We start from the raw sequence: 26,323 nt of genomic DNA on the forward strand, positions 1-26,323 counted from the left end.
CCACGGGAGGGGCGTCGCCGCTGCGGGATGACGCTGCATCTAACGAAACAGTCCGGCTGTCTAAAGCATTGCCGGCCAGGCCTCCCAGGCAAGTGAGATAAGGTCGCATTTGATAATCGTTGCCAGGAACTGGCAACCGACTTCAGATGCTTGCCCTAGGGAGCCCCCATGGATCTGCCCCCCGATTCCCGTACCGCCCTGCGCGACTGGCTGACCGAGCAGCTCGCCGACCTGCTCGGCGAACCGCTTGCCGACGTGCGCGCCCTGGCGGACGACGACGACCTGCTGGGCTGCGGCCTCGACTCGATCCGCCTGATGTACCTGCAGGAACGCCTGCGCGCGCGTGGCTCGACGCTGGACTTCGCCCAGTTGGCGCAGCGCCCCTGCCTGGGGGCCTGGCTCGACCTGCTGGCCTGCGCGGACCGGCTGTCCGCCCCGGCAACGGTCGCGCTGCCGGCGGCGCAGGATCGCGACCAGCCGTTCGAGCTGTCTTCCGTGCAGCAGGCCTACTGGCTGGGACGTGGCGCCGGCGAGGTGCTGGGCAACGTCAGCTGCCATGCCTTCCTGGAATTCCGCGCGCGGGATGTCGACCCGCAGCGCCTGGCCGCGGCGGCGGAGTGCGTGCGTCAACGCCACCCGATGTTGCGGGCGCGCTTCCTCGACGGTCGCCAGCAGATCCTTCCGACGCCGCCGCTGTCCTGCTTCGACCTGCAGGACTGGCGCACCTTACAGGTGGACGAGGCCGAGCGCGACTGGCAGGCGCTGCGCGACTGGCGCGCCCATGAATGCCTGGCGGTGGAGCGCGGCCAGGTGTTCCTGCTCGGGCTGGTGCGCATGCCGGGCGGCGAGGATCGCCTCTGGCTGAGTCTCGACCTGCTTGCCGCCGATGTCGAAAGCCTGCGCCTGCTGCTGGCCGAACTGGGCGTTGCCTACCTGGCGCCGGAGCGCCTGGCGGAGCCGCCGGCGCTGCATTTCGCCGACTACCTGGTGCGCCGTGCGGCGCAACGCGCCGAGGCCGCGGCGCGGGCCCGCGACTACTGGCTGGAACGCCTGCCGCGCTTGCCGGACGCGCCGGCCCTGCCGTTGGCCTGCGCGCCGGAAAGCATCCGCCAGCCGCGCACCCGGCGCCTGGCATTCCAGCTTTCCGCCGGCGAGAGCCGGCGCCTGGAGCGTCTTGCCGCGCAGCATGGCGTGACCTTGTCCAGCGTGTTCGGCTGCGCCTTCGCGCTGGTCCTGGCGCGCTGGAGCGAAAGCGCGGAATTTCTCCTCAACGTGCCGTTGTTCGATCGGCATGCCGACGACCCGCGTATCGGCGAGGTGATCGCCGACTTCACCACCCTGTTGCTGCTGGAGTGCCGGATGCAGGCCGGGGTGTCCTTCGCCGAGGCGGTGAAGAGCTTCCAGCGCAACCTCCACGGAGCCATCGACCACGCCGCATTCCCCGCCCTGGAGGTGCTCCGCGAGGCGCGCCGGCAGGGCCAGCCACGCTCGGCGCCGGTGGTGTTCGCCAGCAACCTGGGCGAGGAGGGCTTCGTCCCGGCGGCCTTCCGCGACGCTTTCGGCGATCTCCACGACATGCTCTCGCAGACCCCGCAGGTCTGGCTCGACCACCAGCTCTACCGGGTGGGCGACGGTATCCTGCTGGCCTGGGACAGCGTCGTCGGCCTGTTCCCCGAAGGTCTGCCGGAAACCATGTTCGAAGCCTACGTGGGGCTGCTCCAGCGTCTCTGCGACAGCGCCTGGGAGCAGCCCGCCGATCTGCCGTTGCCCTGGGCGCAGCAGGCGCGCCGGGCCCTGCTCAACGGCCAGCCGGCATGCGCCACGGCGCGCACCCTGCATCGCGACTTCTTCCTTCGCGCCGCCGAGGCGCCGGATGCCGACGCGCTGCTCTATCGCGACCAACGTGTCACCCGCGGCGAACTGGCCGAGCGTGCGCTGCGCATCGCCGGCGGCCTGCGCGAAGCCGGGGTGCGCCCTGGCGACGCGGTCGAGGTCAGCCTGCCGCGCGGACCGCAGCAGGTCGCGGCGGTATTCGGCGTGCTCGCCGCAGGCGCCTGCTACGTGCCGCTGGACATCGACCAGCCGCCCGCACGGCGGCGCCTGATCGAAGAGGCCGCCGGGGTATGCCTGGCGATCACCGAGGAGGACGATCCGCAGGCCTTGCCGCCGCGCCTGGATGTCCAGCGCCTGCTGCGCGGCCCGGCGCTGGCCGCCCCCGTGCCGCTGGCGCCGCAGGCGAGTGCCTATGTGATCTACACCTCGGGCTCCACCGGGGTGCCCAAGGGCGTCGAGGTCAGCCACGCGGCGGCGATCAATACCATCGACGCGCTGCTCGACCTGCTGCGGGTGAACGCATCGGATCGCTTGCTGGCGGTCTCCGCGCTGGACTTCGATCTGTCGGTCTTCGACCTGTTCGGCGGCCTCGGCGCCGGTGCCAGCCTGGTCCTGCCGGCCCAGGAACAGGCGCGCGATGCCGCTGCCTGGGCGGAGGCTATCCAGCGGCATGCGGTGAGCCTGTGGAACTCGGCGCCGGCCTTGCTGGAGATGGCCCTCAGCCTGCCGGCGAGCCAGGCCGACTATCGCAGTCTGCGGGCGGTGCTGCTGTCCGGCGACTGGGTGGCCCTGGACCTGCCCGGCCGCCTGCGCCCACGTTGTGCCGAAGGCTGCCGCCTGCATGTGCTGGGTGGCGCTACCGAAGCGGGCATCTGGTCGAACCTGCAGAGCGTCGATACGGTGCCGCCGCACTGGCGTTCGATTCCCTACGGCCGGCCATTGCCGGGACAGGCCTACCGGGTGGTCGACACCCACGGGCGCGACGTGCCGGACCTGGTGGTCGGCGAGCTGTGGATCGGCGGCGCCAGCCTGGCCCGCGGCTATCGCAACGATCCCGAACTCAGCGCCCGGCGCTTCGTCCACGATGCCCAGGGCCGCTGGTATCGCACCGGCGATCGCGGTCGCTACTGGGGCGACGGTACCCTGGAATTCCTCGGTCGGGTCGACCAGCAGGTGAAAGTGCGCGGCCAGCGCATCGAGTTGGGCGAGGTGGAGGCCGCGCTGTGCGCCCAGGCTGGCGTGGAGAGCGCCTGCGCGGCGGTGCTCGGCGGTGGCGTGGCGAGCCTCGGCGCGGTGCTGGTACCGCGCCTGGCGCCACGGGCCGAAGGCTCCATGGAACTACCGGCCGCACAGCCCTTCGCCGGCCTGGCAGAGGCCGAGGCGGTACTCACCCGGGAAATCCTCGGCGCGCTGCTGGAGGCGCCGCTGGAGCTAGACGACGGTTTGCGCCGGCGCTGGCTGGACTGGCTAGCGGACTCCGCCGCCAGCGCGCTGCCGTCGCTCGACGAGGCGTTGCGCCGGCTCGGCTGGCAGGCCGCGGGGCTGACCGCGATGGGCAACGCTCTGCGCGGCCTGCTCGCCGGCGAACAGGCGCCGGCCGCGCTGCTCCTCGATCCCTGGCTGGCGCCGCAGGCGGTGGCCGCGCGCCTGCCGGACGGCCGCGAGGCCCTGGCGCGCCTGCTCGAAGCGCTGCCGACGCCGGCTGCCGGCGAACGCCTGCGGGTGGCGGTGCTGGATACCCGCGCCGGGCTCTGGCTCGACCAGGGCATGGCCTCGCTGTTGCGCCCGGGGCTGGAACTGACCCTCTTCGAACGCAGCCGCGTCCTCCTCGACGCCGCCGCCACCCGCTTGCCGGAACGGATCGTGGTGCAGGCGCTGGACGACGGCCTGCTACCTGCCGAGCACCTCGGTCGCTACGACCGGGTGATCAGCTTCGCCGCGCTGCACGCCTACGAGGCCAGCCGCGAAGGCCTGGCGCTGGCGGCGGCGCTGCTGCGCCCGCAGGGCCGCCTGTTGCTGGTGGACCTGCTATGCGAGTCGCCACTGGCGCTGCTCGGTGCGGCCTTGCTCGACGACCGGCCGCTGCGCCTGGCGGAGTTGCCGAGCCTGTTGGCCGATCTCGCCGCTGCGGGACTGGCGCCGCGTTGCCTGTGGCGCAGCGAACGGCTCGCCCTGGTCGAGGCGCTGGCGCCGGGACTCGGGCTCGACGCCGCCGCGCTCNGGAGCAACGCCTGCCCCAGGCGATGCGGCCCGAACGCCTGTGGTGCCTGCCAAGCCTGCCGTTGAACGGCAATGGCAAGGTCGATCGTCGCCGCCTGGCCGAGAGCATGACCCGCGCACTCGGCGAGTGTCGTCACGAGCCCTCGGCGGAGGAGCCGCTGGAAGCCCATGAGCAAGCGCTGGCCGAGTGCTGGGAAGCGGTTCTCAAACGCCCGGTGCGTCGTCGCGAGGCGAGCTTCTTCAGCCTCGGCGGCGACAGCCTGCTGGCGACCCGCCTGCTGGCCGGCATACGTGAGCGTTTCGGCGTACGCCTGGGCATGGCCGACTTCTATCGCCAGCCGACCCTGGCCGGTCTTGCCCGCCACTTGCAGGCGCAGACCGTCGAAATCGAGGAAACCCAACTGGAAGAGGGCGTGCTATGAGCCTCGGCGAACTGCTGGAAACCTGCCGCAGCCGGCGCATCGAACTCTGGAGCGAGGCGGGCCGCCTGCGCTATCGCGCCCCCCAGGGCGCCCTCGACGCCGGCCTCGCCGAGCGCCTGCGGGCCGAGCGCGAGGCCCTGCTGGAACACCTGGAAGGCGGCCCTGGCTGGCGCGCCGAACCCGACCTGGCCCACCAGCGCTTCCCGCTGACCCCGGTGCAGGCCGCCTACGTGCTGGGCCGCCAGGCGGCCTTCGACTACGGCGGTAACGCCTGCCAGCTGTACGCCGAGTACGACTGGCCGGCCGACACCGATCCGGCGCGCCTGGAGGCGGCCTGGAACGCCATGGTCGAGCGCCACCCGATGCTGCGCGCGGTGATCGAGGACAACGCCTGGCAGCGCGTGCTGCCCGAGGTGCCCTGGCAGCGGCTGACCGTGCATGCCTGCGCGGGGCTCGACGAGGCCGCTTTCCAGGCGCACCTGGAGCGGGTCCGCGAACGCCTCGACCACGCCTGCGCGGCGCTCGACCAGTGGCCGGTCCTGCGCCCCGAGCTGAGTATCGGCCGGGATGCCTGCGTACTGCACTGCTCGGTGGATTTCACCCTGGTCGACTACGCCAGCCTGCAATTGCTGCTTGGCGAATGGCGCCGCCGCTATCTCGATCCGCAATGGACGGCGGAACCGCTGGAGGCGACCTTCCGCGACTATGTCGGCGTCGAGCAGCGCCGACGCCAGTCGCCAGCCTGGCAGCGCGACCGCGACTGGTGGCTGGCGCGTCTCGACGCGCTACCGGGGCGTCCCGACCTGCCGCTGCGGGTGCAGCCGGACACCCGGTCCACGCGCTTCCGGCACTTCCACGCGCGCCTCGACGAGGCCGCCTGGCAGGCGCTCGGCGCGCGCGCCGGCGAACACGGCCTGAGCGCTGCCGGCGTGGCCTTGGCGGCCTTCGCCGAGACCATCGGTCGCTGGAGCCAGGCACCGGCGTTCTGTCTCAACCTGACGGTACTCAACCGGCCGCCGCTGCATCCGCAGCTGGCGCAGGTGCTCGGTGACTTCACCGCGCTCAGCCTGCTGGCAGTGGGCAGCCGCCACGGCGACAGTTTCGTCGAGCGTGCCCGACGCATCGGCGAGCAGATGTTCGACGACCTCGACCACCCGACCTTCAGCGGCGTCGACCTGCTGCGCGAACTGGCGCGCCGGCGTGGTCGCGGCGCCGATCTGATGCCGGTGGTGTTCACCAGTGGCATCGGCAGTGTGCAGCGCCTGCTCGGCGATGGCGAGGCGCCGCGCGCGCCACGCTACATGATCAGCCAGACCCCGCAGGTCTGGCTGGACTGCCAGGTCACCGACCAGTTCGGCGGCCTGGAGATCGGCTGGGACGTACGCCTCGGGTTGTTCCCCGAGGGCCAGGCGGAAGCCATGTTCGACGACTTCGTCGAGCTGCTCCGGCGCCTGGCGCAGAGCCCGCGCGCCTGGACCGACGGCGATGCCACGGAACCCGTCGAGGCGCCGCCGCAGGCGTTGCCCAGTAGTGCCCGGAGCATCGCCGCCGGTTTCGCCGAGCGTGCCCTGCTGACCCCCGACGCCACGGCGATCCACGATGCCGCCGGCAGCTACAGCTACCGCCAGGTCGCCCAGCACGCCAGCGCCCTGCGCCGCGTCCTGGAAGCGCACGGCGCGGGCCGTGGCCGGCGGGTCGCGGTGATGCTGCCGAAAAGCGCCGCGCAATTGGTCGCGGTGATCGGCATCCTCCAGGCCGGCGCCGCCTATGTGCCGGTGGACATCCGCCAGCCTCCGCTGCGGCGCCAGGCGATCCTCGCCAGCGCCGAAGTGGTCGCGCTGGTCTGCCTGGAAAGCGATGTCCCGGACGTCGGCTGCGCCTGCGTGGCCATCGACCGGCTGGCCGCCGACAGCGCCTGGCCGCCACCGCCCGCGGCGGAGGTGGCGGCGGACGACCTCGCCTACGTGATCTACACCTCCGGCTCCACCGGCACGCCAAAGGGCGTGATGCTCAGCCATGCGGCGGTGAGCAACACGCTGCTCGACATCAACCAGCGCTACGGCGTCGACGCCAACGACCGCGTCCTCGGCCTCGCCGAGCTGAGCTTCGACCTCTCGGTCTACGACTTCTTCGGCGCCACCGCGGCGGGGGCCCAGGTGGTCCTCCCGGACCCGGCGCGCGGCAGCGATCCATCGCACTGGGCGGAACTGCTGGAACGCCACGCCATCACCCTGTGGAACTCGGTGCCGGCCCAAGGCCAGATGCTCATCGATTACCTGGAGAGCGAGCCGCAACGTCACCTGCCGGGACCGCGCTGCGTGCTCTGGTCCGGTGACTGGATTCCGGTCAGCCTGCCGACCCGCTGGTGGCGGCGCTGGCCGGACAGCGCGCTGTTCAGCCTGGGCGGCGCCACCGAGGCGGCGATCTGGTCGATCGAGCAGCCGATCCGCCCGCAGCACACCGAGCTGGCCAGCATCCCTTATGGCCGTGCCCTGCGCGGGCAGAGCGTGGAAGTCCTGGATGCTCGCGGGCGGCGCTGCCCGCCGGGCGTGCGCGGCGAGATCCATATCGGCGGGGTGGGCCTGGCGCTCGGCTACGCCGGCGATCCGCAGCGCACCGCCGAACGCTTCGTCCGTCACCCCGATGGCCGTCGCCTGTATCGCACCGGCGACCTCGGCCGCTATCTGGCCGACGGCAGCATCGAGTTCCTCGGCCGCGAGGACGACCAGGTGAAGATTCGCGGCCACCGCATCGAACTGGCCGAGCTGGACGCCGCGCTGTGCGCTCATCCGCAGGTCAACCTGGCGGCCACCGTGGTGCTCGGCGAGACCCACGAGCGCAGCCTGGCCAGCTTCGTCACCCTGCATGCGCCGGCGGAGGCTGGCGAGGATCCGCGTACGGCGCTCGACGCGGTGCGCCAGCGGGCGGCCCAGGCCTTGCGCCGCGACTGGGGCAGCGAGGAGGGCATCGCCGCGGCGGTGGCCGCACTCGACCGTGCCTGCCTCGCCTCGTTGGCCGCCTGGCTGGCCGGCAGCGGTCTGTTCGCCAGTGCGACGCCGCTGGACTTCGCCACCCTGTGCCAGCGCCTGGGTATCGCCGAGGCGCGCCAGCGCCTGCTGCGCCACTGGTTGCGCCAACTGGAGGAGGGCGGCTACCTGCGCGCCGAGGGCGAGGGCTGGCTGGGCTGCGCCGAGCGTCCCGCGCAGAGTCCGGAGGACGCCTGGACGGCGTTCGCCGGCTGCGCGCCGGCGGCGCTCTGGCCGGCCGAGCTGGTCGCCTACCTGCGTGACAGCGCGCAATCCCTCGGCGAGCAACTGGCCGGGCGGATCAGCCCGGCGGCGCTGATGTTCCCGCAGGGCTCGGCGCGCATCGCCGAGGCCATGTACAGCCAGGGCCTGCATGCCCAGGCGCTGCACGAGGCCATGGCCGAGGCCATCGCCGCCATCGTCGAGCGCCAGCCGCAACGGCGCTGGCGCCTGCTGGAGCTTGGCGCCGGCACCGCCGCCGCCAGCCGCACGGTGATCGCCCGGTTGGCGCCGCTGGTGCAGCGAGGGGCGGAGGTGGACTACCTGTTCACCGACGTTTCCAGCTACTTCCTCGCCGCCGCCCGCGAGCGCTTCGCCGACCAGCCGTGGGTACGCTTCGGCCGCTTCGACATGAACGGCGATCTTCTCGACCAGGGCGTGGCGCCGCACTCGGTGGATATCCTGCTCAGCTCCGGGGCCTTGAACAACGCGCTGGACACCCCGGCGCTGCTGGCCGGCCTGCGCGAGTTGCTGAGCGCCGACGCCTGGCTGGTGATCCAGGAACTGACGCGAGAGCACAACGAGATCAGCGTCAGCCAGAGCCTGATGATGGAAAACCCGTGCGACCTCCGCGACGAGCGCCGCCAACTGTTCGTCCACACCGGGCAATGGCTGGAGTGGCTGGCGGCACAGGGTGGCGACCTGGCTTGTGGGGTGGTGCCGCCGGGCAGCGCTCTCGACCTGCTTGGCTACGATGTCCTGCTGGCTCGCTGCAAGACCGACCGCGCCCGCCTGGAGCCGGCCGAGCTGCTGGCCTTCGTCGAAGCGCGGGTGCCGCGCTACATGCTCCCGGCGCAGTTGCGCGTGCTCGAACGCCTGCCGGTCACCGGCAACGGCAAGATCGACCGCAAGGCCCTGACCGGCTTTGCCCGCCAGCCCCAGGCGGACCTTCGGCATGGCGTCGCGCAGGCACCGGCCGACGAACTGGAGAATGCGCTGCTGGCACTCTGGCGGGAGGTGCTGGACAACCCGTCGCTGGGCGTCGAGCAAGACTTCTTCGGGGCTGGCGGCGACTCGCTGTTGATCGCCCAGTTGATCGCCCGTTTGCGCGAACGACTGGAAAGCGCCCGTCGGCATCCGTTCGATCGCCTGCTACGCTGGGCGCTCAGCCAGCCGACGCCGCGCGGCCTGGCCGAACGCCTGCGCAGCGCGCCGGAAGAGGGCCGTGGGCCAGCCCTGGCCGCGGCGCGCGGCGTCGCCCCGGCGCAGGCCGGCATGTCGCGCGCACCGCTCGCCGAGGGCGCGGTGGCGCTCGACCCGCTGGTGCGCCTGGTGCCCGGCGAGGGCGTGCCGCGGGTGCTGGTCCACGAAGGCCTCGGCACGCTACTGCCGTACCGCCCGCTGCTTCGCGCCCTGGGTGAGGGGCGGTCGTTGCTGGGCCTGGCCGTGCATGACAGCGACGCCTACCTGGCGATCCCCGCCGAGCATCTCAACGCCTGCCTCGGCCGCCGCTACGCCGAGGCGCTCCATCGCGCCGGGCTACGCGAGGTCGACCTGCTCGGCTACTGCTCCGGCGGGCTGGTCGCCCTGGAGACCGCCAAGTCCCTGGTCCAGCGCGGGGTGCGCGTGCGCCAACTGGATATCGTCTCCAGCTACCGGATTCCCTACCGGGTGGACGACGAGCGCCTGCTGTTGTTCAGCTTCGCCGCGACCCTCGGCCTGGATACCGCGGCGCTCGGCTTCCCCGCGCCGGAACGTCTCGGCCAGGCGGTGCAGGCGGCGCTCGCGCAGACACCGGAGCGCCTGGGCGCCGAGGCGCTGGCGGGGCTACCGGGCCTGGCCGATCTCGTCGCCCTGCGCGGCCGCGTGCTACAGGCGGCCAGTGGTAGCGCCGACGCCGCCAGCGTCGAACGCGACACCCTCTACCGGCTGTTCTGTCACTCGGTGCGTGCCAGCCAGGCCGAGGCGCCGGAGCCCTACGTCGGCGCGCTGCGGCTGTTCGTGCCGGACGCCGGCAACCCATTGGTGCCGCGCTACGCCGAGGCCCTGGAGACCCAATGGCGGGCCGCCGCGCTCGGCGCGTGCGGCATCCACGAGGTGCCCGGCGGGCACTTCGACTGCCTGGGCGAAGCCCTGGCGCAATCCCTGTCGAAACCCATGCCAGAGGAGGCGAGCCGATGAGCGACGTCCGTTCCGTGGTGGTCGCCGGTTCCCGGTTCGGCCAGTTCTATGCCGCCGGCGTCGCCGCCGATCGGCGCTTCGTCCTGCGCGGCATCCTTGGCCAGGGCCGCCGGCGTTCGCGGGCGTTGGCCGAGCGCCTCGGGGTGGAGACCTGGTGCGAGGTCGAGGCGTTGCCGGACGATGTCCGCCTGGCCTGCGTCGCGGTCGGCGGCGCGGCACGCGGCGAGCAGGGCCCGGCGCTGGCCGAGGCGCTGATGGCGCGTGGCATCGACGTGCTGATCGAGCATCCGTTGCTGCCGCGCGAATGGCAGGACCTGCTGCGCAGCGCCGAGCGCCTGGGCCGGCGCTGCCTGCTCAACACCTTCTATCCGCAGTTGCCGGCGGTGGCGCGTTTCATCGAGCTGGGCCGCCAGTTGCATCGCCGGCGCGGCATCCGCTACCTGGACGCGGCCTGCGGGGTGCAGGTCGGTTTCGCCACCCTGGACATCCTCGCCGCGTTGCTGGAGGGCGTTGGCCCCTGGTCGCTGGAGTCGCCCTCGAACGACCTGTCGGCGATGCGCGGGCTGTCCCTGGTGTTGGCGGAAGTGCCGTTGAGCCTGCTCGTGCTCAACGAACTGGCGGCCGCCGACGACGGGCGCATGACCTTGTTGCAGCGCGTCAGCCTGACCACCGATCGCGGCACGCTGAGCCTGCTCAGCCCCCATGGCCCGTTGTTGTGGACGCCTGCGGTGGCGGTACCGGCAGAGGATGACGACGGCCTGTTCGCGCTGTTCGACGAGATAGCCGGCGAACCGCTGCCCAGCGCCCAGCTCTGGTATGCCGAACCGTGCAGCTGGGCCCAGGTGCACCAGCGCCTGTGGCCGGCGGCGGCGGCCGAGGCGCTGGCGCTGCTCGCCGACGGCGACGAGGTGCGTCGGCGCAACCAACGCAGCCTGGAGGTCGCCGCCCTGTGGCAGCGGATCGGCGAGTGCCTTGGCTTCCCTGAGGCGCCGCCGGCGTCGCTGGCGCCGGCGAGCCTGGAACAGGTGCTGGAGCAAGCCTCGTGACCCCGGTGCTGTGGCGCCTGCTGCGCACCTATCGCTGGCGGCTGGCGGCGGCCATGGGGTTGCAGGCCCTGGCCGGGCTCTGCTCGCTGTTGCCCTGGATGCTTCTCGCCTGGCTCGCCGAGCCGCTGGCGCGCGGCCAGGCGCAGCCGGCCCTGCTGGCCCTGGTGCTGCTGGCGGTGCTGGCCTGGCTGGGCTGCCAGGCGCTGGCCGCGCACCTGGCCCACCGGGTCGACGCGGACCTCTGCAACGACCTGCGCCTGCGCCTGCTGGCGCACCTGCAACGGCTGCCGCTGGACTGGTTCGGTCGCCAGGGCCCGGACGGCGTGGCGCGCCTCGTGGAGCAGGACGTGCGGGCCCTGCACCAACTGATCGCGCACGCTCCCAACGATCTCAGCAACCTGTTGGTGGTGCCGCTCGTCGCGTTGCTCTGGCTGGCCTGGCTGCACCCCTGGCTGCTGCTGTTCTGCCTGCTGCCGCTGGTGCTGGCCGCCGCCGGCTTCCTGCTGCTGCGCTCGGCGCGCTATCGCGACCTGGTGCTGCGGCGCAACGCCGCGCTGGAAAGGCTCTCGGCGGACTATGGCGAATTCGCCCACAACCTGCTGCTGGCCCGACAGTACCCCGGCGCCGGCATACAACAGGGCGCCGAGGCGTCGGCGGCGGCCTTCGGCGAAGCGTTCGGCGCCTGGGTGAAGCGGGTCGGCCACCTCGCCGCGCTGGTCTACGTGCAGTTGTCGACGCCCTGGCTGCTGGCCTGGGTCCTGCTCGGCGCGCTGGCCCTGGATGCCCTCGGCGTGCCGCTGGCGCTCGGCCAGGCCTGTGCCTTCCTGCTCCTGCTGCGGGCCCTGGCCGCCCCGGTGCAGGCGCTCGGCCACGGNCCGCCGAGCGCCTGCAGCAGGTGTTCGACCAGGCGCCGCTGGTCGAGGGCCGCTCGACCCGCGAGCCGGTCGATGGCGCGGTGGCGCTGCACGGCCTGGGCCATGCCTATGAAGGCGTGGAGGTCCTGGCCGATATCGATCTGGAGCTGGAGGATGGCAGCCTGGTGGCCCTGGTCGGTCCCTCGGGCTCCGGCAAGAGCACCCTGCTGCACCTGCTGGCGCGCTACATGGACGCGCAGCGCGGCGAACTGGAGATTGGCGGCCTGGCACTGAAGGACATGCCCGATGCCGTGCGCCACCGGCATATCGCGCTGGTCGGCCAGCAGGCGGCGGCGCTGGAGATATCCCTGGCCGACAACATCGCCCTGTTCCGCCCCGATGCCGATCTCCAGGAGATTCGCCAGGCGGCCCGTGACGCCTGCCTCGACGAGCGCATCATGGCCCTGCCGCGTGGCTACGACAGCGTGCCGGGACGCGACCTGCAACTGTCCGGCGGCGAACTGCAACGACTGGCCCTGGCCCGTGCGCTGCTATCGCCGGCGCGCCTGTTGCTGCTCGACGAGCCAACCTCGGCGCTGGATCCGCAGACCGCCCGGCAGGTCCTGCGCAACCTGCGCGAGCGTGGCGGCGGCCGGACCCGGGTGATCGTCGCCCATCGTCTGGCCGAAGTCAGCGATGCCGACCTGATCCTGGTGCTGGTCGCTGGCCGTCTGGTCGAACGCGGCGAGCACGCGGCGCTGTTGGCGGCGGACGGCGCTTATGCGCGCTTGTGGCGTGAACAGAACGGCGCGGAGGTGGCGGCATGACCCTGTTCGAACGAATGCGTGCGCTGCCCGAAGACTGCCGTGCCGCGTTGCGCCGGGCGAGCGCCTGGGCGGTCCTGGCGGCGCTGCTGGACGCCGCTTGCGGCGTATTGCTGGTGCCGTTGGTCGAGGCCTGGTTCGCCGAAGGCGCGTTGCCCTGGCGCTGGGTCGCCGCGTTGCTCGGCTTGAGCCTGGCGCAGGCGCTGTTGCAGTACCTGGCCCTGCGTCGCGGTTTCGCCGCCGGCGGCTCGCTGGCGGCTGGACTGGTGCGCAGCCTGGTGGCGCGCTTGCCGCGCCTGGCGCCGCCGGCGCTGCGCCGGGTCGCGCCGGCCGAAGGCCTGCTGCGCGGCCCGGTGATGCAGGCGATGGGCATTCCGGCGCACCTGCTGGGGCCGCTGATCGCCGCGTTGGTGACGCCGCTCGGGGTGATCCTCGGGCTGTTCCTGATCGACCCGTCCATCGCCCTCGGCCTGCTCCTTGCTGGTGCCTTCCTCGCCGCGCTGTTGCGCTGGAGCGGGCGGCGCAATCTGGCGGCGGAGGATGCCCGGCTGGCCGCCGAGCGCGACGCCGCACGGCAGTTGCAGGCGTTCGCCGAACGCCAGCCACTGCTGCGCGCGGCGCAGCGCGAAAGCGTCGCCCGCCAGGGGCTGGAAGAGGCCTTGCGCAGTCTCCACCGCAGCACCCTGGAACTGTTGCGGCGCAGCCTGCCCAGCGGCCTCGGCTTCGCCCTGGCGGTGCAGGCGGCGTTCGCCTTCGCCCTGCTCGGCGGCGCCTGGGCGGTGGAGCGGCAATGGCTGGACGGCGCGCGACTGGTGGCCGTGCTGGTGCTGCTGGTGCGCTTCATCGAGCCGCTGGCCCAGCTCACCCATCTCGACCAGGCGTTGCGCGGCGCTTGGCAGGCGCTGGACACCCTGCTGCGGGTTTTCGCCCTGGCTCCGCTGCGCAGCCCCGAGCCGGGCGAGCGGCCGCACGACGCCAGCCTGGCGGCCGAGGCCGTGGAATTGCGCCTGGAAGATGGCCGCGCCTTGCTCGAGGACATTTCCCTGAGGCTGGAGCCGGGTTCGCTGAACGTCCTCGTCGGACCCTCCGGGGCCGGCAAGAGCAGCCTGCTGGCGCTGCTCGGGCGGCTCTACGACGTCGATGCCGGGCGTGTCCTGCTGGGTGGCGTGGATATCCGCCGGTTGAGCGAAACGACCCTCGCCGCCAATCGTAACCTGGTGTTCCAGGACAACGGCCTGTTCCGCGGCAGCGTTGCCTGGAACCTGCGCATGGCGCGAGCGGACGCCGATCTCGAAGCGCTGCGCGAGGCGGCGCGGGCGGTTGGCCTGCTGGAAGAGATCGAGGCCTGGCCGCAGGGCTGGGACAGCGACGTCGGTCCCGGCGGCGCGCTGCTGTCCGGCGGCCAGCGGCAACGCCTGTGCCTGGCTCGCGGGCTGCTCTCGACGGCGCCGTTGCTGCTGCTCGACGAGCCCACCGCCAGCCTCGACGCCGCCAGCGAGGCGCAGGTGCTGCGCAGCCTGCTCGGGTTGCGCGGCCGGCGCACCCTGCTGGTAGTGACCCACCGCCCGGCGCTGGCGCGTCAGGCCGACCAGGTACTGCTGCTGGAGGAGGGGCGCCTGCGCCTCAGCGGACGTCACGCCGATCTGCTCGTCCGGGACGACTGGTATGCCGGTTTCGTCGGGCTGGCGGGCGAGGAAAGTTCCGCGACGGTCGTGGATCGATAGAGAAAGACCGGCAATCGAAAAAGCCCCGGAGACGATTTCTTCATAATGATAAGCATTATCAAATCGTATATCCCCCGAGGCTGTTCGAACGATGAAAACGGAGACGAAGGTGATCAAGGGACGCCAGGGCATCGCCCGCAATCGGCACACCCCGTTGTGCCTGGGGCTGCTGCTGGCGCTGAGTCCGCTGGCCGCGGCCGTGGCCGACGCGCGCAAGGACGGCGAGACGGAACTGCCGGACATGGTGATCAGCGGAGAAAGCACGTCTGCCACCCAGCCGCCGGGGGTGACTACCCTGGGCAAGGTGCCGCTCAAGCCGCGCGAGCTGCCGCAGTCCGCCAGCGTCATCGACCATGAGCGCCTCGAACAGCAGAATCTGTTCAGCCTCGACGAAGCCATGCAGCAGGCCACCGGGGTCACCGTGCAGCCGTTCCAGCTGCTGACCACCGCCTACTACGTGCGCGGCTTCAAGGTCGACTCCTTCGAGCTGGACGGGGTGCCGACGCTGCTTGGCAATACTGCCAGTTCGCCGCAGGACATGGCGATCTACGAGCGGGTCGAGATCCTTCGCGGCTCCAACGGACTGCTGCATGGCACCGGCAACCCGGCGGCCACCGTCAACCTGGTGCGCAAGCGGCCGCAGCGCGAATTCGCCGCCAGCACTACCCTCAGCGCCGGGCGCTGGGACCGCTACCGCGCCGAGGTCGACGTCGGCGGCCCGCTGAGCGCCAGCGGCAACGTGCGCGGCCGAGCGGTGGCCGCCTACGAGGACCGCGACTACTTCTACGACGTGGCCGACCAGGGCACCCGCCTGCTCTACGGGGTGACCGAGTTCGACCTGAGCCCCGACACCCTGCTCACCGTCGGTGCGCAATACCAGCACATCGACTCGATCACCAACATGGCCGGGGTACCGATGGCCAAGGATGGGTCCAATCTCGGGCTGTCCCGCGACACCTACCTCGATGTCGACTGGGACCGCTTCAAGTGGGACACCTACCGCGCCTTCGGCTCCCTCGAACAGCAACTGGGCGGCGGCTGGAAAGGCAAGGTCAGCGCCGAATACCAGGAAGCCGATTCGCGCCTGCGTTACGCCGGCTCCTTCGGCGCCATCGACCCGCAGACCGGCGACGGTGGCCAGCTGACGGGCGCCGCCTACAAGTTCAAGAGCATCCAGCGCAGCCTCGACGCCAACCTCAATGGGCCGGTGCGACTGTTCGGCCTGACCCACGAACTGCTCGGTGGGGTCACCTACGCCCAGGGCGAGACCCGCCAGGACACCGCACGCTTCCTCAACCTGCCGAACACCCCGGTCAATGTCTACCGCTGGGACCCGCACGGCGTGCCGCGCCCGCAGATCGGCCAGTACACTTCGCCGGGCACCACCACCACCACCCAGAAAGGCCTCTATGCCCTGGGTCGGATCAAGCTCGCCGAGCCGCTGACCCTGGTGGTCGGCGGCCGCGAAAGCTGGTGGGACCAGGACACCCCGGCCACCCGCTTCAAGCCCGGTCGCCAGTTCACGCCCTACGGCGGGCTGATCTGGGACTTCGCCAGGGACTGGTCGTGGTATGTCAGCTACGCCGAGGTCTACCAGCCGCAGGCGGATCGCCAGACCTGGAACAGCGAGCCGTTGAGCCCGGTGGAAGGCAAGACCTACGAAACCGGGATCAAGGGCGAACTGGCCGACGGCCGCCTGAACCTGTCGCTGGCGGCGTTCCGCATCGACCTGGAGAACAATCCGCAGGAAGACCCGGACCATCCGGGGCCGCCCAACAATCCGTTCTACATCAGCGGCGGCAAGGTGCGCAGCCAGGGCTTCGAGCTGGAAGGCACCGGCTACCTGACGCCCTACTGGAGTCTCTCGGCCGGCTACACCTACACCAGCACCGAGTACCTCAAGGACAGCCAGAACGACTCGGGGACGCGCTACTCCACCTTCACCCCGAGGCACCTGCTGCGCCTGTGGAGCAACTACGACCTGCCCTGGCAGGATCGGCGCTGGAGCGTCGGCGGCGGACTCCAGGCGCAGAGCGACTACAGCGTCGACTACCGCGGCGTGAGCATGCGCCAGGGCGGCTACGCACTGGTCAACATGCGCCTGGGCTACAAGATCGACGAGCACTGGACGGCGGCGGTCAACGTCAACAACCTGTTCGACCGGACCTACTACCAGAGCCTGTCCAACCCCAACTGGAACAACCGCTACGGCGAACCGCGCAGCTTCAACGTCAGCCTGCGGGGCGCGTTCTGATGCCGCGCCAGTCGGGCTTCGGCTGGGCCTGGCGGGTTCCGCTGGCGCTCGCCGGCAGCCTGGCGGCGGCGACCGCCAGCGGCTATCTGTTGACTCGCGGGCTGCCCCTGGACGACCCGCTCGAGCGTCTCTACGCCGGGCTCTTCGGCGCGCTCGGGGTGGGCTTGTTGCTGCTTGTCGGCGGGTTGCTGGCGCGTGGTCCGGGCAACTTCGCCTGGCGCCTGGGCGGTAGCCTGCTGGTACTGGGCCTGGCGTTGTGGCTGCTGGCGGGGCGCGGTTGAAGTGGCGGCGCGTCCTCTCCTGCTCTCGCTGCACGGTGGCGCCGGCGCGCTGTTCGGCGTGTTGCTGTTCGTGGTGCTGTTCAGTGGCGCCTGGAGTCTTGGCCACGACGACCTGCGCGAGTGGCTGCGGGCCCCGGCGCAGGCGGGAGGAGAAGCCCTTGCGCTGGAGCGCCTGCTCGAACGGGCGGGCGAGGAAGGCGTCGACATCCGCGATGCGACCCTGCTGCTGCCCGCTCCCGGCCATGCCGCCTTCAGCGTCTGCGATGCGCGCCTGGACTGCCGGCTGGACCTCGACCCGGCCAGCGGCCGGGTGCTGCCACCGATGCCGGCGCTGGACCTCCTGCTGAACCTGCACAAGAGCCTGTTCGTCGGCTTCCCCGGGCGGGTGCTGGTCAGCCTGTTCGGCGTATCGCTGTTGCTGCTGTGCCTGGCCGGCGTGCTGCTGCACAGCCGCCGCTGGCGCGACCTGCGGCGTTGGCGGCGGGATCGCGGGCTGCGCCTGGCGCTGTTCGACCTGCATGGCCTGATCGGCATCTGGGGACTGCCCTGGCTGCTGTTGTTCGGTTTCACCGGCGCGCTCAGCGGGCTGGGCGCGCTCGGGACCCTGCTGCTGGCGCCGGTGGCCTACCCGCAGGAACCGAACCGGGTGTTCGTCGAGTTGATGGGACCGCCGCCGCCCGCCGCCGAGGGGCGGCCATTGGCGTCCCGCATCGATCTCGACCGCCTGCTTGCCGGCGATGCCGTGCGGGCGCCCGGCTTCGTCGCCCAGCGCTTGAGCCTCAGCCATGCCGGGGATGTCGCCGGCAGCGTGGAGATCGCCGGTATCCAGCGTGGCCTGCCGAGTACCGCGAACTTCGAGCGGCACCGCTATCGGCTGGCCGACGGCGCCCTGCTCGGCGAGCGCAGCTCGGCGCAGCGCGGGTTCTGGCTGCGCGCCTTCATCGCCGTGCAGCCGTTGCATTTCGCCCAGTACCAGTGGCTCGGGCCGGGCTGGTCCGCCGCGTTGCGCGGCCTGCACCTGGCGATGGGCCTCGGCGCCTGCCTGCTCTGCGCCAGCGGCCTGTACCTGTGGCTGCAACGACGCGCCTCGGCGCCGGACGCCCGCGTACGGCTCTTGCAGCGCCTTAGCGAGGGTTTCTGTGCCGGCCTGGTGGCGGCGGCCGCGTTGCTCCTGCTGGGGCTGCAACTCGTGCCCTCGGAGCTACTCGCCGGACCCTGGCCGGGGCGGCTGTTCCTTGTCCTGTGGGCCGCCGCTGGCCTGGCGGCGTTGCTGCTGCCGGGCGACTGGCCGCTGGCGCGCGGGTTGCTCGGCGTCGCCGGGCTGGCCTGCCTGGCGGCCGCCGTCGCGCACCTGGCGCCCTGGCTCATGCGCGGCCGGCTGCCGGCCCTGGGCCCCGACCTCACCCTGATCCTCTGCGGCGCGCTGCTCATCCGGCACGCCTGGATGCAGGCGCGCGCCGCCGCGCCACCCGCCCACCCCCGTGTCACCGGAGACCACCATGCTTGAGCTGTATCGCCACCGCCGCCTGGTCATCACCCTGGCGTTGCTCTACCTGTCCCAGGGCATTCCCATCGGCCTGGCCATGGACGCCCTGCCCACCCTCCTGCGCCAGGATGGCGCGCCATTGCAGGCGCTGGCCTTCCTGCCCCTGGTGGGGCTGCCCTGGGTGGTCAAGTTCCTCTGGGCACCCTGGGTCGACAATCACTGGTCGCGCCGTCTCGGCCGGCGGCGTAGCTGGATCCTGCCGATGCAATGCATGGTCCTCGCCTGCCTGCTCGGCCTGGCGACGCTCGGCCTCGGCGTGGCCAGTGCCGGTTGGGCGGTCGGCCTGCTGGCGCTGGCTTCGCTGGCCAGCGCGACCCAGGACATCGCCACCGACGGCATGGCGGCGGAGCACTTCAGCGGCGAGCTGCTGGCCAAGGTCAACGCGGTACAGATCGCCGGGGTGATGATCGGCTTCTTCGGCGGCGGCGCCGGCAGCCTGATCCTCGCCGGGCATTTCGGCCAGCGCACGGCGTTCCTGGTCATGGCCTGCGTGCCGCTGGCAAGCCTGTGCTGCGTGCTCGCCCTGGGGCGCGGCGACCCCCACGAACTCCCCCCGGCACCGGCCGCCAAGGCCAGCCTGCTGCGCTTCCTGCGTCGGCCGCTGGCGCCTTCGCTGCTGGCGCTGGCGCTGCTGTCGGCGATGACCGCGGTATCCGGCTTCGGCCTGTCCAAGCTGTACCTCAGCGATGCCGGCTGGGCCTTGCAGGACATCGGCCGGCTGGGCATGAGCGGTGGCCTGGTCACGGTATTCCTCGGCTGCGGCGGCGGCGCCTGGCTGGTCAGGCGGATCGGCCTGTGGCGCGGTTTCGCCCTTGGCGTGGTGCTCGCCGGTTGTTCGGCGCTGCTCTGGTATCTGCAGGCCGGTCGCTGGTTGGCACTGAGCGAAGGATTGGCGTGGACCTGCGTGCTGATCGGCTCGCTGGCTACCGGCATCACCTCGGTGGCGATCCTCACCGCGGCGATGCGCTTCGCCGGCCAGGGCGGCCAGGCCGGCACCGATGTCACCGCGGTGCAGAGCACCCGAGACCTCGGCGAGATGCTGGCGTCTTCGTTCCTGGTCAGCCTCACCGCGCAGATCGGCTATGCCGGCGGTTTCCTCACCGGCAGCGCCCTGGCGGTGCTGGCCCTGCTGCTCGCCCTGCGCCTGCAGGCCGGCGAGGGGCGCGGGGAGTGGAAGGGGCGGGCGGAAGAGGCCTGAGGCGCTGCCGATAGGCGCGCAGCGCCCGGCACCCGCACGGATGCCGCCTCTCCCGCGGACGGGAGAGGGCAGGCGCGGTGGCCTGCCCGGTGTTGCTAGCGTGGCCGTTCCACCTGGTTGCGGTAGCTGCCGGTGATCGCTTCCAGCGCCGCGCTCTTCTCGGTCTTCGGTCGCGAAGCCGCGGCCCATTCCTCTTTTTCCCGTTCGCGGTTGGCCAGGATGATCTTGTTGGCGGTCGGCCGCCGCGCTTCTTCGTATTCGCGCAGGGCTGCGGCCACGTCGGCGTTGCGCGCCAGCGCGGCGGCCAGCTCGATGCCGTCGAGGATCGCCTGCGAAGCGCCGTTGGCGCCCATCGGATACATCAGGTGGGCGGCGTCGCCGAGCAGCGTGATGCGTCCCCGGCCCCAGTGCGGCAGCGGATCGCGGTCTACCATCGGGTACTGCAGGATCAACTGGTTGCGGGTCAGCAGGTCGCGGATGTCGAACCAGCCCAGGTCCCAGTCGGCGAAGAACGGCAGCACGTCTTCCAGGCGTCCGTTGCGGTTCCAGTCGGCCTCGTTGTCGAGCTGGCCGACGGCGGCGCTCGGCACCATGCACACCCAGTTCACCAGCGACTTGCCTTCGGCCGCGTGGCGCGCCGAGATCGGATAGGCGACCAGGCGCGACCAGTGCTCGTCGTTGGCGACGATCATGGTCTTGCCGTCGAGGAAGCGGTCGAACTCGGTGACGCCGCGCCACATGGTGATCCCACCGTGGGACAGCGGCCCCTGGTCGGGATGCAGGTGCGCGCGGACCGCCGAATGGATGCCGTCGGCGCCGACCAGCACATCGGCACCGAGCGCCTGGGGCTTGCCGTGTCCGTCGCGGGCGCCGATCAGCACGCGGCCGTCGCGCTCCTCGATACGCTCCACGCCGAGACCGGTGCGTACCGCCTGTTGGCCGAGGCGCTCGCGCACCGCGGCGAGCAGGATCATCTGCAGTTCGCCGCGATGGATCGAGTACTGCGGATAGGCGTTGCCGGCTTCCACCCCGCGCGGCTCGGACCATACCGTGGCGCCGCTCTGGTCGATGTAGCGCAGCTCGTGGGTGGGGATGGCGGTGGCCGCCAGCGCCGGGCCGAGGCCCAGTTCGGCAAGGGCCTCGACCGCCGCCGGCTGGATATTGATGCCGACGCCAAGGGGGCGTATCTCGCTGCTGCTTTCCAGCAGCGTGACCTTGCCGATGCCGGCCTGGTGCAGGGCCAGGGCGCAACTGAGGCCGCCGATGCCGGCGCCGGCGATGAGGATATCGATGGGTTCGCTCATGGGTGCTTCCTTTTCTCGAGTGTTCGAATCGATGGGGGTTCGGCTGGGATGGATGACCGTTTACCGCGATGAAACGTCGGCGCAGCGGCGGATAACGCCGGTGGCGTTATTCGCCCTACGGCCCGACTCCGGGGCCGTGGGACGCATATCCGCCGTGAAACGCCGGCGCAGCGGTGTCGTCACGGTTGCAGGTAGCGGTGCTTCCAGCCTCCTTCGTCGCGGTCGTAGCGCAGGCGCTCGTGCAGCCGCTCGGTGCCGTTGCCCCAGAACTCCACCGACTCCAGGCACAGTTCGAACAGGCAGTAGCCCGGCGGGCGCGGCAGCGGGCCGTCGGTTTCCGCCAGGCGCCTGGCTTCGGCGCGCAGGGCGTGGATGTCGGCGAGGGTTTCGCTCTGCCGCGAGGCGATCGACATCGGGTGGGTCTGGTACGGGCGGCTCAGCCACTGGGCGTCGGCGCGCTCGTCGGGCAGGCGTTCGGCGCGGCCGTTGAGGATGATCTGCTGGCTGCTCTCGCGCCAGTACAGCACCCCCGAGGCCCAGGGGTTCTGCGCCAGTTCGCGGCCCTTCTGGCTATCGGCGTGGGTGGCGAACACCACCCCGCGCTCGCCCAGCTCGGCGATCACCACGATCCGCGTCGACGGCCGGCCCTGCCCGTCGACCGTGGCCAGGGCCAGTGCCCGCGGCTCGCGCACGCCATAGCGGCGGGCGCGTTCCAGCCAGTTGCGCAGCACCTCCATGGGGTTCGCCGGCGGCGCCTCGAACTCCGGGAAAGGGGCTTCGATGGTCCCGGTGAGGGACTCGGAAATGTTCGCGTTGACGCCCATCACGGCGTTCCTCCGTTCTGCCCGTTCACAGGTAGGCCCGGCCTTCGGCGAAGGCCGCGCCGTTGCCCGACACTTCCACCGCCGAGACCCGCTCGCCGGCGCCCTCGGCGCGGGCGTACATGCGCGACGGCCGGCCGATCTCGACGCCCTGGAGGATCTCGATCTGCTGCCCGTAGGGGATCTGCCGGTGGCGCGCCAGGTGGATCGCCAGCGGCCCGGCGGCGGAACCGGTGGCGGCGTCCTCGACCACGCCGTAGGCCGGCGAGAACATGCGGCTGCGCCAGTGCCGCCCGGCGCCGGCGAAGCAGTTCACCGCCAGGTCCGGGAAGTCGCACAGCGCGCGGTGGTCGGGGTGCAGCGCGGACAGCGCGGCGACGCTCTCCAGGCCGACGAAGACGTGGCGCGGGCCGTTGCGGTAGACCTCGATGGGAAAGGTCGAGCCCTTCAGGCCGAGGGCGGCGAGCAGCTCGGCCGGGCGGCTGAAGTGCTCCCAGGTGGGGATCGGCTGCTGCATGCTGCAGGCCACCACCTTGCCGTCCTGGCGCTCCAGGGCGAAGGGCACGGTGCCCATCCTGGTCTCCAGGAACAGCCTGTCCTTGTCGGTCTCGGCGCCCAGGGCGATGGCGGTGCCCAGCAGCGGGTGGCCGGCGAACGGCAGTTCGTTGACCGGGGTGAAGATGCGGATGCGCGCGTCGCCGTCCTGTTGCGGGCGGAGCACGAAGGTGCTCTCCGACAGGTTCATCTCCCGCGCCATGCGCTGCATGCGCTCGCCGCTGAGGTCGTCGCAGTCGAAGAACACCGCCACCGGGTTGCCTTGCAGCGGTTCGCTGGCGAAGGCGTCTATCACGACATATCTGTGCATGGGCTCTCCTGGCTCAGGGCCGCCGCTCGACCAGCGCGTGGCGCAGCAGGTCGGCGATGATGCGCGGACCCTCGCGGGTCAGCACCGATTCGGGGTGGAATTGCATGGAGGCGAAGCGCGGCCCGCGCAGGGCATGGACCTCGCCGGTCTCGCGGTCGCGGCTGATCTCGATCGGGCCGACCTCGGGAATCTCGATGCGGTCCTGCAGGGCGCGCGCGGCGAAGGTGTTGTAGAAGCCGACGCGCTCGGCGGCGCCGAACAGGTCGATCTGTTTCTGCACGCCCTGGTTGGGCTCCTGCCGGCGTTGCAGGTCCAGGCCCAGGCACAGGCTCAGCACCTGGTGGCTCAGGCACACGGCGAGGAACGGCCGGCGCTCGCTGAGCAGCGAACGGATGGCCAGGTGCAGGTGGCCGATCTTCGGCTGGCCGATCTCGGTGGGGTTGCCCGGGCCGGGGCCCATGATCACCAGGTCGTAGCCGTCGAACGAGTACGGCTCCTGGAAGCCGCGCACGGTCACCGTCAGGCCCAGCGACTTGAGCTGCTTGGCGATCATCGAGGTGAAGGTGTCCTCGGCATCGACGATCAGCACCTCGCGTCCGGACAGGTCGGCCTGCAACTGCTGGCGCTCGCTGGCGCCGCGCAGCCAGAAGTCGGCGATCGGCGCGTTGCGGCTGGCCAGCGCCGCCACCACGTGCGGGTGCGAGCCCAGGCGCTGCGGCGCCTGGCTCTTCAGCGCGGCGATCAGCCCGGAAGCCTTGGCCCGGCTTTCCGCCGCCTCGCCCAGGGGATCGGAGTGACGCACGATGGTCGAGCCGACGCCGATGCGCAGGCGGCCGTCGCCCTCGATCTCGGCGGTGCGGATCAGGATCGCCGAGTCCAGCGTGCGCCCGCCCTGGCCATCGCCGCCGATCAGCGCCGCCACCCCGCTGTAGTAGCCGCGACCCTGCGGCTCGTAGCGGCGGATCACCCGGCAGGCGCTTTCCAGCGGGCTGCCGGTGACGGTCGGGGCGAACAGCGTCTCGCGCAGCACCTCGCGCACGTCGCGGCTGGTCTGGCCCTCGATGAAGTACTCGGTGTGCGCCAGGTGCGCCATCTCCTTGAGGTAGGGACCGAGCACCCGGCCGCCGTCCTCGCAGATCCGCGCCATCATCTTCAGCTCCTCGTCCACCACCATGTACAGCTCGTCGGCTTCCTTGCGGTTGTCGAGGAATTCCATGACCTCGGCCAGGTTCGGCCCGGCCGGCGGGTAGCGGTAGGTGCCGCTGATCGGGTTCATCACCGCCAGGCCGTCGCGCACGCTGATGTGTCGCTCGGGCGAGGCGCCGACCAGGGTGCGTTCGCCGGTGTGGACGATGAAGGTCCAGTAGGCGCCCTTCTCGCGCAGCAGCAACTGGCGGAAGAAGCTCAGCGCGCTGGCCGTGGCGTAGCCGTCGATGCGCGCCTGGAAGCGCCGCTTGATCACGAAGTTGGCGCCTTCGCCGCGACCGATCTCGTCGGCGATGACCCGCCCGACCACTTCGGCGTAGGCCTCGTCGTCGAGGTCGAAACCTTCCTCGCTCAGTTCCAGCGCCTGGTTCGGCAGCAGCGCCAGGGCCTGTTCCAGCGGCAGCAGCTCCTGCTCCAGGACCTTCAGCGCCAGCAGCGGCGTGCCGTCGTCGAGCGCCTCGAAGCCGCGCTCGGCGATCTGCCGGTAGGGAATCAGCGCCAGCAGGTCATGGCGCGGCAGGCCCGGGCCGGGCTCGTCCAGCGGCAGGTCGGCCAGGCCGTGCAGTTCGAGCGCCTCGCCGCGGATCACGTCGAGCAGGCCCGGGCCATTGCTTTCCGGGCGGTAGAGCAAGGCGAACGGCGCCGGCCGTTCGAGCAGGCGCTGCAACAGCGATGTGGGCAGGGCGTTCATTCCAGCACCTCGTCGGTGGTGACCACCATCGCGCAGCGGCTGGCGGCGTATTCCAGGGCCATGCGGTGGTGCGCCTCGCTGAAGTCGGCGATGGCGTCGGCCACCAGGAACGGCTGGATGTCGTTGGAGTAGGCGTCGACTGTGGAGATCAGCACCCCGACGTGGGCGTATACGCCGCACAGCACCAACTGGTCGCGGCCGGCGGCGCGCATCCGCTGGAGCAGGTCGGAGTGGAAGAAGGCGCTGTAGCGCCACTTGGTCAGCAGCCAGTCGTCCGGCCCCGGCGCCAGCTCCTCGACCACCTCGCGGTCGGCCGGACTGGCGCGCATGCCCGGCCCCCAGAAGTCCTTGAGCAGACCGCGCTGCTCCTCGGTCATGCTGCCCGGCTGGGCGGTGTAGGCGATCTGCACGCCCTGCTCGACGCACCAGCGGCGCAGCCGCGCGGCGTTGGCCACCAGCCCGGCGCGCAGGCTCTCGGGCAGCGGGCGTAGGAAGTAGCGCTGCATGTCGTGCACCAGCAGCACCGCGCGCCGCGGCTCCAGGCTCCAGCGCGCCAGGTTGGCCGGCAACTGCTGGGCGGTCGGCAAGGGATAGGCGGTGATTTCGGGAATGCCGCTCATGCCACGGTCTCCAGGGGGAAGGTTGCGCTCGGGATCGCTTCTGCGCCGGACCAGGCCATCACCGCGCTGAGCGCCTGCCAGGGGTTCAGCCGCGGATCGCAGAGGCTGGTGTAGTGCCGGCTGACCTGGTGCAGGCCGCTGGAATCGGCGACGCACTCGGTAACGTCGTCCGGGGTGGTCTCCAGGTGCAGCCCGGCGGCCACGCCGCCGGAGCCGGACACCGCCAGGCGGAACGCCGCCACCTCCTCGGCGATGCTGCGCACCAGGCGGGTCTTGTTGCCGCAGGGCGCGACGATGGTGTTGCCGTGCATCGGGTCGCTCAGCCAGATCACCGGGTGCCCGGCCGCGCGCACCGCCTCCACCAGCGGCGGCAGGCGCTCGCCGACCTTCTGCGCGCCCATCCGCGCGATCAGCGTCAGGCGTCCCGGCTCGCGGCGCGGGTCGAGGCGCTCGCAGAGCGCCAGCAACTGGTCGCGGCCGATCTCCGGACCGACCTTGCAGGCCACCGGGTTGAGCACCTCGGCCAGCAGCGCCACATGGGCGCCGTCGACCTGGCGGGTGCGCTCGCCGATCCACGGCCAGTGGGTCGAACCGAGATAGACCCGGCGCTGCTCGTCCTCGCGCAGCATCGACAGCTCGTAGTCGAGCAGCAGCATCTCGTGGCTGGTCCAGACCGGCGAGGCATTCGCCTCCTGCCCGGACGCGGCGTCCCAGCCCAGGTGGCGCATGATGTTGCGCGCCGCCGCGTAGCCCTTGAGGATCCGCTGCGGATCGGCCCGGCGCTGCTCGGCATGGGCCTCGCGGCCGTTGACCATGTCGCCGCGATAGACCGGCAGGGTCTGCTCGCCGACCTGCTCGTGCGGCTTGGAACGCGGCTTGGCGTACTGCCCGGCGATGCGCCCGACGCGGATCACCGGCCGCCGGCCGGCCAGGCGCAGGGCGCCGGCCAGCAGTTCCAGCACGGCGGCCTTGCGCGCCACGTTCTCGGCATGGTGGTCGTCCATGTCCTCGGCGCAGTCGCCGCACTGCACCACCAGCGCCTCGCCGCGGGCGACCCGCGCCAGGGTCGCGCGCAGGGCCAGGATGTCGCCGGCGCGGATCAGCGCCGGACTGCCGCGCAGGTACGCCTGCACGTCGCGCAGGCGCGACGGATCGCCCCATTCGGGTTGCTGCAGCGCTTCGCAGCGC

At 71.6% G+C, this 26,323-nt stretch carries 13 protein-coding genes and 2 pseudogenes; 9 read left to right on the forward strand and 6 right to left on the reverse strand.

The window, feature by feature from the left end:
* The first annotated feature begins 168 nt into the window (after positions 1-168).
* The 9 genes and pseudogenes from pchE to ACTJJX_RS31470 all read left to right on the forward strand — a co-directional run bounded on the left by pchE (position 169) and on the right by ACTJJX_RS31470 (position 19,628).
* Positions 169-4,475: pseudogene (gene pchE / locus ACTJJX_RS31430) on the forward strand (pyochelin non-ribosomal peptide synthetase PchE).
* The gene (gene pchF / locus ACTJJX_RS31435; protein WP_016852426.1) at positions 4,472-9,901 is read left to right on the forward strand and encodes a pyochelin non-ribosomal peptide synthetase PchF; all 5,430 of its coding nucleotides are present in this window, start codon (positions 4,472-4,474) and stop codon (positions 9,899-9,901) included. Before pchE ends, pchF begins: the two are co-directional and overlap by 4 nt.
* Positions 9,898-10,947 (forward strand): pyochelin biosynthesis thiazoline reductase PchG, encoded by a 1,050-nt coding sequence (gene pchG / locus ACTJJX_RS31440; protein ID WP_016852427.1) that lies wholly within the window; start codon positions 9,898-9,900, stop codon positions 10,945-10,947. Before pchF ends, pchG begins: the two co-directional genes overlap by 4 nt.
* Positions 10,944-12,628 (forward strand): annotated as a pseudogene (pchH, locus tag ACTJJX_RS31445) (ABC transporter ATP-binding protein PchH). Before pchG ends, pchH begins: the two are co-directional and overlap by 4 nt.
* On the forward strand, positions 12,625-14,349 hold the full coding sequence (pchI, locus tag ACTJJX_RS31450) for an ABC transporter ATP-binding protein PchI (RefSeq protein WP_010793470.1): 1,725 nt from the start codon (positions 12,625-12,627) through the stop codon (positions 14,347-14,349). Before pchH ends, pchI begins: the two are co-directional and overlap by 4 nt.
* A gap of 91 nt (positions 14,350-14,440) precedes the next feature.
* Positions 14,441-16,603: a Fe(3+)-pyochelin receptor FptA gene (fptA, locus tag ACTJJX_RS31455; RefSeq protein ID WP_016852428.1), complete on the forward strand. Its 2,163-nt coding sequence runs from the start codon at positions 14,441-14,443 to the stop codon at positions 16,601-16,603.
* Positions 16,603-16,884: a protein FptB gene (locus tag ACTJJX_RS31460; RefSeq protein ID WP_003107348.1), complete on the forward strand. Its 282-nt coding sequence runs from the start codon at positions 16,603-16,605 to the stop codon at positions 16,882-16,884. The genes fptA and ACTJJX_RS31460 overlap by 1 nt, the downstream gene beginning before the upstream one ends.
* Position 16,885: 1 nt before the next feature.
* Positions 16,886-18,391, forward strand: coding sequence for a PepSY-associated TM helix domain-containing protein (locus tag ACTJJX_RS31465; protein ID WP_016852429.1), 1,506 nt, complete (start codon positions 16,886-16,888; stop codon positions 18,389-18,391).
* A complete protein-coding gene (locus ACTJJX_RS31470) occupies positions 18,384-19,628 on the forward strand; it encodes an MFS transporter (RefSeq protein WP_003115085.1) in 1,245 nt (414 codons plus the stop codon). Before ACTJJX_RS31465 ends, ACTJJX_RS31470 begins: the two co-directional genes overlap by 8 nt.
* A gap of 95 nt (positions 19,629-19,723) precedes the next feature.
* Here ACTJJX_RS31470 and phzM read toward each other — a convergent pair whose 3' ends face one another.
* The 6 genes from phzM to phzC all read right to left on the reverse strand — a co-directional run.
* A complete protein-coding gene (phzM, locus tag ACTJJX_RS31475; protein ID WP_003118163.1) occupies positions 19,724-20,932 on the reverse strand; it encodes a pyocyanin biosynthetic protein PhzM in 1,209 nt (402 codons plus the stop codon).
* Positions 20,933-21,111: 179 nt separating this feature from the next.
* Entirely contained in the window at positions 21,112-21,756 is a 645-nt protein-coding gene (gene phzG / locus ACTJJX_RS31480) for a phenazine biosynthesis FMN-dependent oxidase PhzG (RefSeq protein ID WP_003112073.1), read from the reverse strand.
* Between the two features lie 25 nt (positions 21,757-21,781).
* Positions 21,782-22,618 (reverse strand): phenazine biosynthesis protein PhzF, encoded by an 837-nt coding sequence (gene phzF, locus ACTJJX_RS31485; RefSeq protein WP_003093628.1) that lies wholly within the window; start codon positions 22,616-22,618, stop codon positions 21,782-21,784.
* Between the two features lie 13 nt (positions 22,619-22,631).
* Complete coding sequence (gene phzE / locus ACTJJX_RS31490) at positions 22,632-24,515, reverse strand: phenazine biosynthesis protein PhzE (protein ID WP_003118954.1); 1,884 nt, start codon at positions 24,513-24,515, stop codon at positions 22,632-22,634.
* Positions 24,512-25,135 (reverse strand): phenazine biosynthesis protein PhzD, encoded by a 624-nt coding sequence (gene phzD / locus ACTJJX_RS31495; protein ID WP_003093625.1) that lies wholly within the window; start codon positions 25,133-25,135, stop codon positions 24,512-24,514. The genes phzE and phzD overlap by 4 nt, the downstream gene beginning before the upstream one ends.
* On the reverse strand, positions 25,132-26,323 hold a 1,192-nt coding region (phzC, locus tag ACTJJX_RS31500; protein ID WP_016851634.1), incomplete at its 5' end, for a phenazine biosynthesis protein PhzC. The genes phzD and phzC, both read right to left, overlap by 4 nt.

Origin of the sequence: Pseudomonas sp. 22490, from assembly GCF_052044465.1 — a bacterium.
Lineage (GTDB): Bacteria > Pseudomonadota > Gammaproteobacteria > Pseudomonadales > Pseudomonadaceae > Pseudomonas > Pseudomonas aeruginosa.